This window comes from Rothia sp. 11273D007AR, from assembly GCF_053547255.1.
The window spans coordinates 35,677-51,073 of record NZ_JBPPWJ010000016.1 but is presented as its reverse complement, the minus strand read 5'-3'; the positions used below and the strand labels follow the sequence as shown (position 1 = coordinate 51,073).

The following is a 15,397-nucleotide window of genomic DNA, read 5'->3' as shown; positions in this document are numbered from 1 at the left end:
AGAGTGGAGGCGAGGGGACTCGAACCCCTAACCCCCTGCTTGCAAAGCAGGTGCGCTACCAATTGCGCCACGCCCCCATCGGGTGCTACCTATGAAATTTTATCTGTAGCTTCTTCCCAAGTTTTTTTATTCTCCTGAGAATCCTTGGCTTTCTTTGCCGCTATCGCTGTTGCTAATGCAGCGAGCGTGATTGCCATAAATTTCTTCATGTCAACCTTTCGACCAAGGTGAGTGGGCGTACCAGGAATTGAACCTGGGACCTCTACATTATCAGTGTAGCGCTCTAACCGTCTGAGCTATACGCCCTTGGTGTTCATCAGAACGAGATATAACTTTACACAGGTTTTAGCACCTTGCCAAATCGAAATAGAGTGTTCTGAGACACAGTACCTCACAGGGGTTCAAAAAGCCCCGTAGCTTCCTGAAAAAACAGGGTGCCACGGGGCTAGATGAGGGTTTTACTCGGTGTTTATTCGTCGGTGAGGGTCACGCCCACGCCGCCCACCAGCTTGGCTGCTACGTTGTAGAGCATGGCTGCAAGAGTGCCGAGCAGGGTAAAGAGCACGACGTTCACTACGGAGATGATGGTGCTGTAGAGAGCTACCTGCCCCAGTGAGAGGTACTGAGAGATGTCTACGGCGTCACCGGTGGTACCGAGCAGGGTCAGCAGGTCATTGAGGCTCTGGAAGGCACCGGTGGCCTGCATGACGAGCCAGAGAATAACGGCTGCAACCACGGTAGCGATACCGATGGCGACCGAGAGCAGGAAGACGAGCTTGGCGACCGAGAAGGTATCTACTTTGGCAACGACCAGGCGAGCGCGACGGATCTTGGAGCGGGGGGCGGGGCGCACCAGCGGCTTGCGCTGGGCACCTGCGGACGCCGCACTCTGGGGGCGTGCCTTACCTTGGGCAGCGCGCGGGGTGCCGGCTCGCGGCGCTGGCCGCGGTGCGGTTCCGGTGCTTTTAGTGCTCACTCTTACCTCCAAGTGCGTCTGCGGTGTCGGCTACTGCCGGGGTGGTGTTGTTTTCTAAAGGTACTTCATCTGCCGGCTTTTCGGGGCTTTCGGCGCCGTTTTCGTCGGTGTCGTCTGCCTCATCGATGTTGCGCTCGTAGTTGCGGGCAACTTCGAGGATCTCGTCGTTCTTGCCGGGCTTGGCGAAAATGACACCCATGGTGTCGCGGCCCTTGGCCGGTACTTCTGAGACCGAGGTGCGCACGACCTTGCCGGACTGCATGACGACCATGACCTCGTCCTCTTCACCCACAATCAGGCCACCGACGAGCTCGCCGCGGTCTTCTGCCAGCTTGGCGACCTTGATGCCAAGACCGCCTCGACCCTGTACGCGGTATTGGTCGACCTGGGTGCGCTTGGCGTAGCCGCCAGCGGTGACCACGAAGACGAAGGAGTCGTCGGTGACGACGTTGGCTGAGAGCAGTTCGTCGCCGTCGCGGAACTTCATGCCGGTCACACCGGAGGTTGCGCGACCCATGGGGCGCAGGGCCTCGTCTGAGGCGGTGAAGCGCAGGGACTGGCCCTGGCGGGAGATCAGCAGCAGGTCGTCCTCGGCGCTGGCCAGCTGGGCTGAGACCAGCTCGTCGCCGTCACGCAGGTTGATGGCGATGACGCCGGCGGCACGGTTGGTGTCGTAGTCCGACAGGGCGGTTTTCTTCACCAGGCCGTTCTTGGTGGCCAGAATCAGGTAGGGGGCATCCTCGTAGGACTTGAGCTCCATGACCTTGGCGATGGTCTCCTCGGGCTGGAAGGCCAGCAGGTTAGCCACGTGCTGGCCCTTGGCGTCACGGCCGGCTTCCATGAGCTCGTAAGCCTTGGTGCGGTAGACGCGGCCCAGGTTGGTGAAGAAGAGAATCCAGGAGTGGGTGGAGGTGACGAAGAAGTGTTGGACGACGTCGTCCCCGCGCAGGGAGGCACCCTTGATGCCCTTGCCGCCGCGGTGCTGGGAGCGGTACTGGTCGCTGCGGGTGCGCTTGACGTAGCCGCCGCGGGTGATGGTGACGACCATTTCTTCCTCGGGGATGAGGTCTTCCATGGACATGTCGCCGTCGTAACCCATGAGGATCTTGGTGCGGCGTTCGTCGCCGAATCGGCCGACGATTTCGGCCAGTTCTTCGGAGATGATGGCACGCTGGCGGTCTTCAGAGGCAATGATTGCGTTGTATTCGTCGATCATGCGCATGAGCTCGTCGTGGCGGTCCTGGATCTTCTGGCGTTCCAGGGCGGCCAGGCGGCGCAGCTGCATGTTCAGGATTGCCTGGGCCTGGGCTTCGTCGATGTCGAGGAAGTCCATGAGGCCGGTGCGGGCGTCGTCGGCGGTGGGGGAGCGGCGGATCAGGGCGATAACCTCGTCGAGGGCGTCCAGGGCCTTGAGCAGGCCGCGCAGGATATGCGCTTCTTCTTCGGCCTGACGCAGACGGTAGCGGGTGCGGCGGACGATAACTTCGAGCTGGTGGTTGACCCAGTGGCGGATGAAGGCATCGAGAGAAAGGGTGCGGGGCACGCCGTCCACAATCGCCAGCATGTTGGCGGAGAAGTTCTCCTGCAGCTGGGTGTGCTTGTAGAGGTTGTTCAGCACCACCTTGGGCACAGCGTCGCGCTTAAGGACGATGACCAGGCGCTGGCCGGTGCGGCCGGAGGTTTCGTCGCGCAGGTCAGCGATGCCGGTGATTTTGCCGTCCTTGACCAGTTCGGCGATCTTGATGGCCAGGTTATCGGGGTTGGCTTGGTAGGGCAGTTCGGTGACGACCAGGCAGGTGCGTCCGTGAATTTCTTCGACGTTGACCACTGCGCGCATGGTGATGGAGCCGCGGCCGGTGCGGTAGGCCTGCTCGATGCCCTTGTGGCCCAGGATGGTAGCGCCGGTGGGGAAGTCAGGGCCCTTAATGCGGGCGATGAGGGCTTCCAGCAGCTCTTCGTTAGAAGCGTCGGGGTTCTGCAGGAACCACTGCACACCGTCGGCGACCTCGCGCAGGTTGTGTGGCGGAATGTTGGTGGCCATACCGACCGCAATACCTGATGAGCCGTTGACCAGCAGGTTGGGGATACGGGAGGGCAGGACGACCGGCTCCTGGTTCTTGCCGTCGTAGTTGGGCTGGAAGTCCACGGCGTCCTCGTTGATGTCTCGCACCATTTCGAGGGCCAGGGGGGCCATCTTGGTTTCGGTGTAACGGGGGGCTGCAGCGCCGTCGTTACCGGGGGATCCGAAGTTGCCCTGGCCAAGAGCCAGGGGGTAGCGCATGACCCAGTCCTGGATCAGACGGACCAGGGTGTCGTAGATAGCGGCGTCGCCGTGGGGGTGGTACTGACCCATGACTTCACCGACCACGCGGGCGCACTTGTTGAAGGAGCGCTCGGGGCGGTAGCCGCCGTCGTACATGGCGTAGATGACGCGGCGGTGCACGGGCTTGAGACCGTCACGCACGTCGGGCAGGGCGCGGCCGATAATGACGGCCATGGCGTAATCCAGGTAGGAGCGCTCCATCTCGGAGCGCAGGTCGACAACCTCAACGTTACCGCCGGCAGGTGCCGGGGTTGCGTCGGTTGCAACGATATCGCCCTCAATGGGCTGGGGTGAGCTGGTGGTGTTCTCGTCGCTCATAAGTTCCTCGTTTTTCGTCCTTGATTTTTATATTCCATGTTGGCTATATAGCGCTTAATTCACGCTAAAAGCCTTAGATATCAAGGAAGCGGATGTCCTTTGCATTCTGCTGGATGAATTCTCGGCGGGCCTCGACGTCCTCACCCATCAGCACGGAGAAAATCTGGTCAGCCGCTGCGGCGTCTTCCATCTTGACCTGTAGCAGGGTGCGGCGCTCGGGGTCCATGGTGGTATCCCAGAGCTCGGTGTAGTCCATCTCGCCCAGACCCTTGTAGCGCTGGATGCCGTTGTCCTTGGGGATGCGCTGGTTCTTGGCGTAGCCGGCTTCCAGGGCAGCGTCGCGCTCGGCATCAGAGAAGACGTAGTCGTGCGGGGCGTTGGACCACTTGATGCGGTACAGCGGGGGCTGGGCCAGGTAGACGTAGCCGGCTTCGATGAGCGGACGCATGTAGCGGAAGAGCAGGGTTAGCAGCAGGGTGGTGATGTGCTGGCCGTCCACGTCCGCGTCCGCCATCAGGACAACCTTGTGGTAGCGGGCCTTCTCGATGTCGAAGTCCTCACCGATACCGGTGCCGAAGGCGGTAATCAGTGACTGAATTTCGGCATTGGATAGGGCGCGGTCGAGGCGAGCGCGCTCGACGTTCAGCACCTTACCGCGCAGGGGCAGAATGGCCTGGGTTTCGGGGTTGCGGCCGCGCACGGCTGAACCGCCCGCGGAGTCACCCTCCACCAGGTAAATCTCTGAAATTGAGGGGTCCTTGGAGGAGCAGTCCTTGAGCTTGCCCGGCATGGAGCCGGTTTCAAGCAGACCCTTGCGGCGGGTGGTTTCGCGGGCCTTGCGGGCAGCCAGGCGGGCCTGGGCTGCGGTGATAGCGCGGCGGACGATTTCCTTACCGGTACCGGGGTTACGTTCCAGCCAGTCGCCCAGCTGGTCCATGGTCTCGCGCTGAACGAAAGCCTTGGCTTCGGAGTTACCCAGCTTGGTCTTGGTCTGACCCTCGAACTGGGGCTCAGAGATCTTGACAGAGACCACGGCGGTCAGACCTTCGCGGACATCCTCACCGGTGAGGTTGTCGTCCTTCTCGCGCAGCAGCTTGTTGTCGCGGGCGAAGCGGTTGATCAGGGTGGTTAGAGCAGTACGGAAGCCCTCTTCGTGGGTGCCGCCCTCGTGGGTGTTGATGGTGTTGGCGTAGGTATGCACCGATTCCTTGTAGGCGGTGGTCCACTGCATGGCCACTTCCAGGCTCATCATGCGGTCGGTATCTTCGCTTTCGAAGGCGATGATGTCATCGTGCACGGTGGTGAGCTTCTTGGAGGTATTCAGGAAGTTCACGTAGTCGAAGAGGCCGTCCTTGTACATGTAGGTGACGGTCTTGTAGCCGTTGGCATCGGCACCCACCTGGTTGAGGGGCAGCTTCTCGGGCTTCTCTTCGCCGGTGACTTCATCCCCCTCGTGCAGCTCGCGTTCGTCGGTGAGCTGGATGGTCAGGCCCTTGTTCAGGAAGGCCATCTGCTGGAAACGGGCGCGCAGGGTCTCGAAATCGAATTCGACGGTTTCGAAGATTTCGGGGTCGGGGTAGAAGGTCTGGGTGGTGCCGGTTTCGTCGGTTGCTTCCCCGCGGGTGAGGGGCTTGACGGTGTGGCCGCCGTTGGCGTAGCTGATGTGCCACTTGTAGCCCTGGCGGCGTACCTCGGTTTCGACCTTGGTCGAGAGCGCGTTAACAACGGAGATACCCACGCCGTGCAGGCCGCCGGAGACCGCGTAGCCGCCGCCGCCGAACTTACCACCGGCGTGCAGGATGGTCATGACGACCTCGACGGTGGGCTTCTTTTCGGTGGGGTGCTCATCGACGGGAATGCCTCGCCCGTTGTCGGCAACTCGTACTGCGCCGTCCTTCTGAATGACGACCTCAATCAGGTCGGCGTACCCTGCCAGGGCCTCATCGACGGAGTTATCAACAACTTCGTAGACCAGGTGGTGCAGGCCGCGTTCGCCGGTTGAACCGATGTACATACCGGGGCGCTTGCGCACGGCTTCAAGGCCTTCAAGGACCGTGATGTCGGCGGCGCCGTATTCGTGAGAGGTTTCTTCAGTTGCCACAGGTAGTTAGGCTCCTTGCATGGTCGGTCTCGCACCGGCGGCCGTTCAGCGCGGACGCCCGCGCTCAAGGCGGCGGGGTAGGGCTACTGTACGGGCGGGTAGGCGCGCGTATTCTGCTCTCAATTCTACCGCACAGGGCTATTTTTGAACCTGTTTTGTGATGTTTTAGAGGGGTACTTAGGGCCAGAAGAGCCCTAGCTCGCTGCTAGAGCGCCCGGAACCCCGATGCTGTGGGTTCTCACAGGGTCAGGGGGTCAGGGGCGCAGAAACGATTTTTGTAATTTGCACTCTTGGGTTTTCTACCCGTAGGTATCACGGGGGCCGCGGCCGCCGGGTGCAACCCGCCGTCCTTTTTTCCACGAGGGGGCTGCTGGCCCAAAGGCGCGCACGTCTTTGACGACATCGTCTCCCAACTCCCCGTTGAAGCGGCGCATGATGTCGTACTTCATCTGGCGGATCTGTACGGCCCAGGCAGTGGATTCACAGCGCACGGTCATGACCCCGTCTTCAAAACTTTCGGGGGCGGCCTTCGAGGCAATCTGGGGTCCGACCAACTTATCCCAGCGGGCCATGACCGATGAAACAGCTAGGGGAGTGGTCCAGCCTCTTTCCATGATGACGCGATCTAGCAGACCGCCCAGACTCTGTGGGTCTCGAGCACTGGGGCCAGCCCCGGTGTAGCCACCCAGCTGGCCGCTTGCTTCTGTTGAGGTATAGCGGCGGACTTTAGTACCGGGTTCAGCATTCATCACCCGCCCGAAGTCTTTGATGATTTTTCGCCCAGCTGCACCCTGCACGCGGTGTTCACCGCGGGCTTCTTTCGCAGCTCGTATGCGGCTGAGCAGGGCATGGGGAGCATCCACTGCTTCTACATCATATTCTGAATCAACCATATTTACCCCGCTGCCCAATTATTCCTTATTTGGAATATTACCTAGTGGGGAGCTTTCCACTCGGGCACTACCGGGCTCGACTCTTACCAGGGTAATCTCTCCCAGTTCTTCAGGGATATCACTTGCTACAGCACAGGTCACCAATACCTGTTCAGCCCCGGCCACAATAGCACCCAGCTTATGACGCCGGGCAGTATCAAGCTCAGCAAAGACATCGTCGAGAATCAGAATCGGCGAGGACCCGGGGGCGTCATTATCTGCCAGGTGTACATACCAGGAGGCCAGCTTCAGAGCCAGGGCATACGACCAGCTTTCCCCGTGGGAGGCAAAGCCCTTGACCGGAATGCCACCGAGTTCCAGGGCAAGGTCATCGCGATGGGGGCCCACCAGGGTCACGCCGCGCTCCAGTTCTTCCCGCTGCTTTTCGGCAAAACCGCGCAGCATAGCCTCCCGCAGATCATCTACCCCCATCAGGGCTGCGGTGGGCAGAAGGTTAGCTGAAATCGGCGGGAAAACAGTGGAGTCGTACACCAGGCTCACGCTCTTAGAGCCGTCCGTGAGCTCGGTATAGGCCCTCTGTAGTTGCGGCAGAAGCAGGGCCAGGGTGCGCAGCCGGGCCTGCAGAAGGTGGGCACCGGCGTCCGCCAGCTGCTTGTTCCAGACCTCCAGGGTGTAGGCGTCCTCGGTCCCGGTGCTGCGCCGCGAGCGCATGGACTTGAGCAGGGAATTCCGCTGACGCAAAACCCGCTCATAGTCCGCCCGGTAGGCGGCAACGGAGGGGCGCAGGGATACCGCCAGATCATCAAGAAAACGGCGCCGCCCGGCGGGGTCCCCCTTCACCAGCTGCAAATCCTCGGGTGAGAAAAGCACGGTGCGGGTGACACCCAGGGCTTCACGGGCGCGGACGGGCGCCGCCCGGTTGATGCGCACCCGGTTGCTTTTACCGGGGGCTAGTTCAAACTCAAGGACGGTCTGCTGGTTGCCGCGAACTGTGCGGGTGCGGATGTAGGCGCGATCAGCGCCCACACGTACCAGCGGGGCGTCCTGACTAACCCGGTGAGAAGCCAGCTGCGCGGTGTAGTCGATGGCTTCAACGATATTGGTTTTGCCCACCCCGTTTGACCCGAGAAAGACGGTGACGCCGGGGGTGAGGGGGAGAGTCAGGAGCTGGTAGGTGCGGTAGTCCATCAACGAAAGGTGGTCGATGTACAGCGCGCCCTCCTTGAGATAGCGGTTTGACCTGCAGTTTTACTGGTTCTGTAGGCGGATAGGCATGAGCAAGTAGCGGTAGTTCTTCTCGTCCTCAGCCTGCCAGTCGTCCTGCTCAGAGAGCACAACGGGCTTGCGGGGGTCGGTGAAGGAGAAGCGCACGAACTTGTTGGCCGCGAAGGTGTGCAGACCCTCGGAGAGGTAGCTGGGGTTGAAGGCTACGGTGATGTCGTCGCCGCGCAGGTGGGCCTGCAGCACCTCGGTTGCCTGGGCGTCCTCGCCGGTACCGGCGTCCAGGGTGACCTGGCCCTGGCTGAAGGCCAGGCGGACGGGGGTATTGCGCTCAGCGACCAGGGAGACACGGCGGACGGCTTCCAACAGGTCTGAGGTGCGGACGATGGCGTGCACGGGGGTGACTTCGGGGAAGAGGGAGCGAATCTTGGGGTACTCGCCATCGACCAGCAGGCTGGTGGTACGGCGGGAGTCAGACTCGAAGCCAATGAGTTCGTGGGTGTCAGATAGAGCAATGGACAGGTCCCCTGCCCCGCCCAGGGTCTTAGCGACCTCAGACAGGGTCTTAGCCTTGACCAGGGCTGCGGTAGAGATAGAAGCGTCTGCGGGGTTCCAGGTCAGTTCGCGCATGGCCAGACGGTAGCGGTCAGTAGCCAGCAGGGTGATCTGGTCGCCCTCAATTTCTACACGGACGCCGGTCAGAATCGGTAGGGTATCGTCCTTTGAAGCTGCTACCGATACCTGGGTAACTGCCTTGGCGAATTCAGAGCCTTCGACGGTACCTGAAACTGCCGGGAGGGCAGGTAGCTCGGGGTAGTCAGCTACGGGCATGGAGGACAGGTTGAAGTTAGAAGAACCGCAGGAGAGATGAACCTTGCCTTCACGAAGTTCAAAGGTCACATCGGACTTGGGGAGTGAACGGCAGATATCAGCGAGTAGGCGGCCTGAGACGAGGGCTTCACCTTCTTCTGCGATGTCGGCTGCGATGTTGAGCTTAGCTGAGGTCTCGTAGTCGAAGCTGGCGATAGAGACTTCACCGGCAGCTGCCTTGATGAGTAGGCCAGAGAGTACCGGTACGGGCGGACGGGGGGAGAGGGAGCGGGCAGTCCAGCTGACGGCCTCGGCCAAAGTATCGCGTTCGACAGTAAATTTCACTGGAGCACCTTCCAAAGCTTTAAACATGAGAAGCCCTTAAACGGGCACAGTTCAGGTGTCCAGTCTACCGGACTACCTTGGCGCTAAAGCTATTTTTCTGTAATTACAAGCCGTGACCCTGAACCAAAGAGCCCTCATGAAAATCTGTAATTACAAGAGCCCAACCCCGCCCGGCAGTACGAGCACAGATTTTTTGTTATTTGACGTTTTTTCTTTAAGAATCGTAGTGTTAATAACCCTTGTGAAAACTGTGGAAAACCTCGTTTGACCCCGGAATCTCAACCAAGTGCTTGTGGGGTGCCTGTGCAGAAAACCCGTCTCCACTGTGAATGAATAGTGGATGGATATTTATGCATTCACTGAACTGCACAGGCTTTGCATATTCATGCACTTAACATCCACATTAAAACCCCTTAAATCTCAAAGTTATCCACAACCCTGTGACTAGGCCTTTTAGGGTTAGGATGCGTCGCGAGACCCCTGCTTAATACGGTTGGTAAGCTCTGTGACCTGGTTAAAGATAGGTCGACGCTCCGCCATGAGGTTACGAATCTTGCGATCTGCGTACATCACGGTGGTATGGTCACGGTCGCCCAGCTCCTGCCCGATACGGGGCAGTGACATATCGGTGAGCTCTCGCAAGAGATACATGGCAATCTGACGCGCGTTCACCAGAGTACGGCTACGGGACTTCGACCGCAGATCATCAATCGTCACGTCAAAGTACTCTGCCGTCGCCTGCAGCACCTGCGAGGCCGTAATCTCCTGGGCACCGTCGTCCAGCAACAGATCCTTGAGCACCTGCTCCGCCAGCTGCATATCCACCGGCTGCCCCTGCAAGGAGGCAAAAGCGGTCACACGAATCAGCGCGCCCTCCAGCTCACGAATATTGGTGGAGATGTGCGAGGCAATATATTCCATCACGTCATCGGGCACATCAAGACCCTCGTTCTGGGCCTTCTTACTCAGAATCGCGATACGGGTTTCGAGCTCCGGAGGCTGAACATCGGTAATCAAACCCCACTCAAAGCGCGAGCGCATACGCTCTGCAAAGCCGGTCAGCTGCTTGGGCGGCAGGTCAGAGGTAATGACCACCTGCTTCTGGTGGTTGTGCAGGGCGTTGAAAGTATGGAAGAACTCTTCCTGGGTGCTATCTTTCCCAGCCAGGAACTGAATATCGTCGATCAGGAGCATATCGACATTGCGGTAAATCTGCTTAAAGGTAATACCGTTGTTGTCGCGAATGGAGTTGATGAAGTCGTTGGTGAACTCCTCAGAGTTCACATAGCGCACCCGCAAACCGGGGTAGAGGCTCTTGGCATAGTGGCCGATGGCGTGCAGCAGGTGGGTTTTGCCCAGACCCGAGCCGCCATAGATAAAGAGGGGGTTGTAGGCAGACGCCGGGGTTTCGGACACCGCGAAGGCAGCCGCGTGGGCAAAACGGTTGGACTGGCCAATCACAAAGCTATCGAAGGTGTACTTGGGGTTCAGGCGCGCGGTGGAGTCCCAGGTCTTTACATCCCCCGGCTCTGCGGGGGTCTCGACCAGCTCGCCTGCCTCAACAGGCTCTTCAAGGGGCTCTACCTCGTGGTTGACCTGGGCAAACTCGGGAGCCACCGGGGCCTGCCCAAAGGCGGGGGCGACGTCCGGACGCTGGTGGGCAGCGTCGTCGAAACCGGCACGGGAAGCCTGCTCCCGCTCAGCGGGCGCAGGGAAAGACGGAGCAGCAGGACGTTCCGCTGCGGGCAGCGCCACCTTCTCAGGAGAATTCTCGAGACTGGTATCAATAATGAAAGCCTCGGTCACCCCCTGACCAAAGGTCGCGGTAATAGCCTCCTGCAGGGTCTCCTTCAGCTCGTGCTGAAAAATATCGCGGGTAAACTCGCTCGGCACCGCAATCAGCAGCACATTACCCATAAAAGCGTGAGGCTGAGCCAGGCCAATATGCGCGCGGTGACGCTGAGCCACCGAGGTATCTGCCCGCAACAGAGTTACCAGGTGCATCCACTTCTTCTGAAGCTCCGGGTCCATATAATCGCCCACTGGCTCTCCTTTAATCTCAGGTCACGCAAAAAACTTACCCACAGCTTAGCCGCAGGGCCCACCGATTTATCACCATCTTATCCACAGGGTGGAAAACTTGTGATTTAACGAGGGGAGTACCTATTTACAGTATGTGATTAAACCGCGCACCGCTAGCTCAAAGCCGCAGTTTTTGTAACTTACAACTTTCCCCGGTGCGCCTGTGGATAACTCTCGCTAGGGCGAGCGCGCTCGCAAGCTATCCACAGGTGTGGGCAAACTCTCCCACCTGCCTGTGATTAAAGACCTACCCCTAGCGGGCTTGACCTTATATCGCAACCTCTTCTAGAGTTGTTTAGTCAAAGTGTGCTAGGACTATGCCTATATCTAAGGCCTGATATCCGCCCCTTACGCGGCGGAGCTAACACACGAGCAAGAAGCGTCAACCTGTTCGAAGAACTGTTGAAAGGTTGGCCCCCGTACCAACCATTTTTGGAGTAACCAAATGAGCAAGCGGACTTTCCAGCCGAATAACCGCCGCCGCGCCAAGAAGCACGGCTTCCGTCTTCGCATGCGCACCCGTGCAGGCCGCGCCATCCTCGCGAACCGTCGTTCAAAGGGCCGCGCAAGCCTCTCAGCATAAGGCTTCACATCTCCTCGCCTCGGCCTAGCCCCTTGTGCAGGCCAGCGTGATCACGCAGCCCGCCGAGAGGCGACCGAAAAGACAAAGGAGACTACGTGCTGGCACAACAGCACCGGATGCGAGCTTCGGCTCAATTCTCAGCAACTACACGTTCCGGCGCCCGCTCAGGGCGTCGGAACTTAGTTCTATATACAGCCAAAACAGGCGAAGAACCAACCATCATCGGTTTCATCGTCTCCAAGGCCGTCGGTAACGCCGTTACCCGCAATAAAACCAAGCGACGCCTCCGCGACATCATCGCTCCCTTCGTCGCCGAAAACCCCACCGGCTACCGGGTGGTTGTGCGCGCCCTGCCGCCGGCAGCGTCCGCCACCTACATCGACCTCGAAACAGACCTGACCAGCGCGCTGGCCACTACCCTCAAAAAACTCGGTGCCACCGCCCGAGAGGAGCTCTAAGCCATGAGCGCCTCCCATCAGCACCCCAGCGGGGCTCACACGGACGAAGACGTCCTGCTCAACCAGGCCCCCCACGAGTTCGTCGTACCCACCACCCTCGTTCAGGCAGCTATCACCCTGCCCCAGAACGTCCTCATCGCTTTCATCAAGGTCTACCGCGCCATCGTCTCGCCGCTCTACGGCAACGTCTGCCGGTACTATCCGAGCTGCTCAGCCTACGGGCTCGAATCGCTCACCACCCACGGCGCCATACGCGGCCTCTCGCTGACCGTCCGCCGTCTACTGCGCTGCCACCCCTGGGCCACCGGAGGCCTCGACCCGGTTCCACCCGGGCGGCGCACCTTCGCCCCCGGCACCGAACCCAAAATAATACTTCTAAACCACCCGCACCAGCACCTGAACCACTAACAGGCACTGGCTGCAGTCCACCACAACCGGCTCACACACCCGAGCCAGGGAGAGAACTATGTTCGACATCATTCTCTGGCCCTTCAAATGGATCGTCTCGGCGATTCTCTGGGCATTCCACGAACTCTTCACCGCCATCGGCATGGACCCCGCGTCCGGCGTCACCTGGGTACTGGCCATCATCGGCCTGACCCTGGTCATGCGAACCCTCACCATCCCGCTCTTCATGAAGCAGATCAAGGCCATGCGCGGCATGCAGGAACTGCAGCCCGAACTGGCCAAGCTCCAGGCCAAGTACAAGGGCAAGACCGACCAGCTCTCCCGCCAGGCCATGGCCCAGGAGCAGATGGAACTCTACCGCAAGACCGGCTCCAACCCCCTGGCCTCCTGCATGCCCATCCTGGTGCAGATGCCCATCTTCTTCGGCCTCTTCCAGGTACTCAACGGTGTACCCAGCGCAGCTGCTAACAACGAGAGCATCTTGATGCTCTCCAACGACAAGGTCGAGCAGTTCAACGACGCCTACATCTTCGGCGCCCCCCTCTTCTCCACTATGATGCGCCCCGGCGATGGCAACCACGCAGCGACCATCATCATCGCCGCCATCATGGTCGTGCTCATGAGCGCTACCCAGTTCTACATCACCAAGCAGCTCTCGGTGAAGAATATGTCGGACGCCGCCAAGCAGTCCCCCATGTACCGCCAGCAGCAGATCATGCTCTACGTGCTGCCCCTGGTCTTCGCTATCTCGGGTATCAACTTCCCCCTGGGCGTGCTCGTCTACTGGACCGTCTCCAACTTCTGGTCACTGGGCCAGCAGTACTGGGTCATCAAGAACAACCCCACCCCCGGTTCTCAGGCCGAGCGTGAGCTCAACGAGCGCCGCGCCGCCAAGGGTCTGCCCCCCGTTGGTAAGACCAAGGAAGAGCACGAAGCTGAGCTCGAAGCCCAGCGTGAGCGTGCCAACCGCGGCCAGCGTCAGCAGCCTATGAGCAAGAAGCGCCAAAAGCAGCAGAACAAGAAGAAATAGCGGCAGCTACAGGAGGAACCCCATGACTGAAGCCTACGAAGAAACCGCCGCAGACAGCGTCCTTGAAGACGCCGCAGAGCAGGGCTTTGAGGACGAAGGCGACATCGCCGCTGACTACCTCGAAGAACTTCTCGACATCGCAGACATCGACGGCGACATCGACATCGAGGTGCGCAACGGCCGCACCTACCTCTCGGTTGTAACCGAGGACGGCAATAACACTGAACTCTCTGCCCTCGTGGGTGAAGACGGCGAAGTGCTGGACGCCCTGCAGGAGCTCGTGCGCCTCTCGGTGCTGGCTGCCACCGGCCAGCGCACCCGCCTGATTCTGGACATCGCTGAGCATCGTGCCGGCCGCCAGAAGGCTCTCGTGGACATGGCTGAAACCGCCATTGCCCGCGTCAAAGAAACCGGTGACGACGTGCACCTGGAGCCCCTGGGCTCCTACGAGCGTAAACTGGTACACGACATTGTGGCAGCCCACGGCCTCCACTCCGAGTCCGAAGGCGCTGGTCCCGACCGTCATATCGTCATCATGCCGGCGGAGGACTAGACCATGAACGAAGCAACCACCGACCTTCCCGAACTGGCTGGCCCTACCCTGGTAGCTGCCGACCAGATCTTCGGTGACCGCCTGCCCCTGGCAGAGCGCTACGTGGAGCACCTAGCTACCAGCGGCATCGAACGAGGCCTGATTGGCCCCCGCGAGGTTCCCCGCCTCTGGGAGCGCCACGTGCTCAACTGCGCCGTGGTTGAGGAGTTCATCGAGGACGGCGCCCGCGTCGCCGACGTGGGCTCCGGTGCGGGCTTGCCCGGCCTCTGTCTGGCCATTGCCCGCCCCGACCTGCAGCTGACCCTCATTGAGCCCTTGGAGCGCCGAGTTATCTGGCTGACCGAGGTCGTGGACGATCTCGGGCTCGATAATGTCGAAATCCTGCGCTCGCGCGCTGAGCAGGCCGTAGGCCAGGTTGACGCTGACTATGTGACCGCCCGCGCCGTCTCAGCCCTCGTTGGCCTGCTGGACATCACCCTGCCGATTCTGCGCGGCACTGGCCAGCTGCTAGCCCTCAAGGGCCGCAGCGCGGCGGACGAGATTACCAAGGCTCAGAAGAAGCTCAACAAGTACGGCGCTCGCGAGACCGAAATTTTGGTTGCCGGTGAGTCCCTGCTCGAAGAGCCCACCACTGTAGTGCGCGTTAGCCTCTAACCTTTACCCGAGGACGGCACAGCCCGGCTCCCCTTTCAAGGGGAGCCGGGCTTTTTCTTATGGGCCTAGCGGGGGTCCCTTCTGAAGATGAACTCAAAGTCCCGGGTGCTGCCGACCTCGAAGTAGTAGTCGCCCACCCGTTTAAAGCCGTAGCGGCTATAGAGGCGCTGAGCCCCATAGTTTTCAGACCAGACACCCAGCCAGAGGGTGCGCTGTGGCTTGTCCTTGAGAAGCCACTGGAGGGCCTTTTCAAGGAGCTGGGAGCCTAGACCCTGCCCCTGGTGCTCAGAACGCACGTAGAGCCGCCTGATCTCTCCATCAGTGCTTTTGAGCTCTGGGTGGGGGAGATGGGCGGAGGACGCTACTATGTAGCCGATGAGGTTGCCGCCCTGCTCCGCTACCCAGATGCCGTAGTCGGGGCTGGCGATATCACGCGCATATCCCGCTTCTGTGTAGGCCTCGGCTAGATAGGTGGCTAGGTCTTCTGGTGGGTAGTAGGTAAAGGTTTCAGAGAAGGTTTCTGCTGAAAGGACGGCCAGGTTGGCGGCGTCTTCTGGGCGGGCTGGTCGAATGATGGTCATGGTTGGTGATTATAGAACTGGAGCAGTGTTTCACGTGAAACGTGGGGAAATATTTATTTAA

15 protein-coding genes and 2 tRNA genes are annotated in these 15,397 nt (G+C 60.1%); 6 read left to right on the top strand and 11 right to left on the bottom strand.

From position 1 onward, the window contains the following. Positions 1–4 precede the first annotated feature (4 nt). The 10 genes from ACED88_RS09490 to dnaA all read right to left on the bottom strand — a co-directional run bounded on the left by ACED88_RS09490 (position 5) and on the right by dnaA (position 11,018). Positions 5–77: transfer RNA gene (locus tag ACED88_RS09490), tRNA-Ala, on the bottom strand. Between the two features lie 12 nt (positions 78–89). Beyond that, positions 90–209 carry a DLW-39 family protein gene (locus ACED88_RS09485; RefSeq protein ID WP_237205123.1) on the bottom strand — a complete coding sequence of 40 codons (120 nt, stop codon included), beginning with the start codon at positions 207–209 and terminating at the stop codon, positions 90–92. A gap of 23 nt (positions 210–232) precedes the next feature. Continuing rightward, positions 233–306: transfer RNA gene (locus tag ACED88_RS09480), tRNA-Ile, on the bottom strand. Between the two features lie 163 nt (positions 307–469). Beyond that, positions 470–976, bottom strand: coding sequence for a DUF3566 domain-containing protein (locus ACED88_RS09475; RefSeq protein ID WP_237187036.1), 507 nt, complete (start codon positions 974–976; stop codon positions 470–472). Beyond that, positions 966–3,617, bottom strand: a complete 2,652-nt coding sequence (gyrA, locus tag ACED88_RS09470; RefSeq protein ID WP_449109442.1) for a DNA gyrase subunit A — start codon at positions 3,615–3,617, stop codon at positions 966–968. Before gyrA ends, ACED88_RS09475 begins: the two co-directional genes overlap by 11 nt. Before the next feature lie 73 nt (positions 3,618–3,690). Then, positions 3,691–5,718 (bottom strand): DNA topoisomerase (ATP-hydrolyzing) subunit B, encoded by a 2,028-nt coding sequence (gene gyrB, locus ACED88_RS09465; protein ID WP_237198222.1) that lies wholly within the window; start codon positions 5,716–5,718, stop codon positions 3,691–3,693. 299 nt (positions 5,719–6,017) lie between these two features. After that, positions 6,018–6,611: a DUF721 domain-containing protein gene (locus ACED88_RS09460; RefSeq protein WP_237198221.1), complete on the bottom strand. Its 594-nt coding sequence runs from the start codon at positions 6,609–6,611 to the stop codon at positions 6,018–6,020. Between the two features lie 18 nt (positions 6,612–6,629). Then, positions 6,630–7,823 carry a DNA replication/repair protein RecF gene (gene recF, locus ACED88_RS09455; protein WP_449109444.1) on the bottom strand — a complete coding sequence of 398 codons (1,194 nt, stop codon included), beginning with the start codon at positions 7,821–7,823 and terminating at the stop codon, positions 6,630–6,632. 36 nt (positions 7,824–7,859) lie between these two features. Beyond that, complete coding sequence (dnaN, locus tag ACED88_RS09450; protein WP_449109441.1) at positions 7,860–8,987, bottom strand: DNA polymerase III subunit beta; 1,128 nt, start codon at positions 8,985–8,987, stop codon at positions 7,860–7,862. Between the two features lie 459 nt (positions 8,988–9,446). Next, positions 9,447–11,018 (bottom strand): chromosomal replication initiator protein DnaA, encoded by a 1,572-nt coding sequence (gene dnaA, locus ACED88_RS09445; RefSeq protein WP_449109443.1) that lies wholly within the window; start codon positions 11,016–11,018, stop codon positions 9,447–9,449. Positions 11,019–11,514: 496 nt separating this feature from the next. On the opposite strand from dnaA, the gene rpmH reads away from it, so the two are divergent. From rpmH to rsmG, 6 genes are all read left to right on the top strand, one after another. Continuing rightward, on the top strand, positions 11,515–11,652 hold the full coding sequence (gene rpmH, locus ACED88_RS09440) for a 50S ribosomal protein L34 (protein ID WP_083091541.1): 138 nt from the start codon (positions 11,515–11,517) through the stop codon (positions 11,650–11,652). A gap of 95 nt (positions 11,653–11,747) precedes the next feature. Next, entirely contained in the window at positions 11,748–12,110 is a 363-nt protein-coding gene (gene rnpA, locus ACED88_RS09435) for a ribonuclease P protein component (protein ID WP_449109440.1), read from the top strand. A gap of 3 nt (positions 12,111–12,113) precedes the next feature. Continuing rightward, positions 12,114–12,518: a membrane protein insertion efficiency factor YidD gene (gene yidD / locus ACED88_RS09430; protein WP_449107174.1), complete on the top strand. Its 405-nt coding sequence runs from the start codon at positions 12,114–12,116 to the stop codon at positions 12,516–12,518. 58 nt (positions 12,519–12,576) lie between these two features. Further along, entirely contained in the window at positions 12,577–13,548 is a 972-nt protein-coding gene (yidC, locus tag ACED88_RS09425) for a membrane protein insertase YidC (RefSeq protein ID WP_237205117.1), read from the top strand. 22 nt (positions 13,549–13,570) lie between these two features. Then, positions 13,571–14,101: a Jag family protein gene (locus ACED88_RS09420; RefSeq protein WP_449107173.1), complete on the top strand. Its 531-nt coding sequence runs from the start codon at positions 13,571–13,573 to the stop codon at positions 14,099–14,101. A 3-nt stretch (positions 14,102–14,104) separates the two neighbouring features. Beyond that, the gene (gene rsmG / locus ACED88_RS09415) at positions 14,105–14,755 is read left to right on the top strand and encodes a 16S rRNA (guanine(527)-N(7))-methyltransferase RsmG (protein WP_449107172.1); all 651 of its coding nucleotides are present in this window, start codon (positions 14,105–14,107) and stop codon (positions 14,753–14,755) included. Positions 14,756–14,820: 65 nt separating this feature from the next. On the opposite strand, the gene ACED88_RS09410 is transcribed toward rsmG, so the two are convergent. Beyond that, entirely contained in the window at positions 14,821–15,336 is a 516-nt protein-coding gene (locus tag ACED88_RS09410; RefSeq protein WP_449107171.1) for an N-acetyltransferase family protein, read from the bottom strand. Positions 15,337–15,397: the final 61 nt, after the last annotated feature.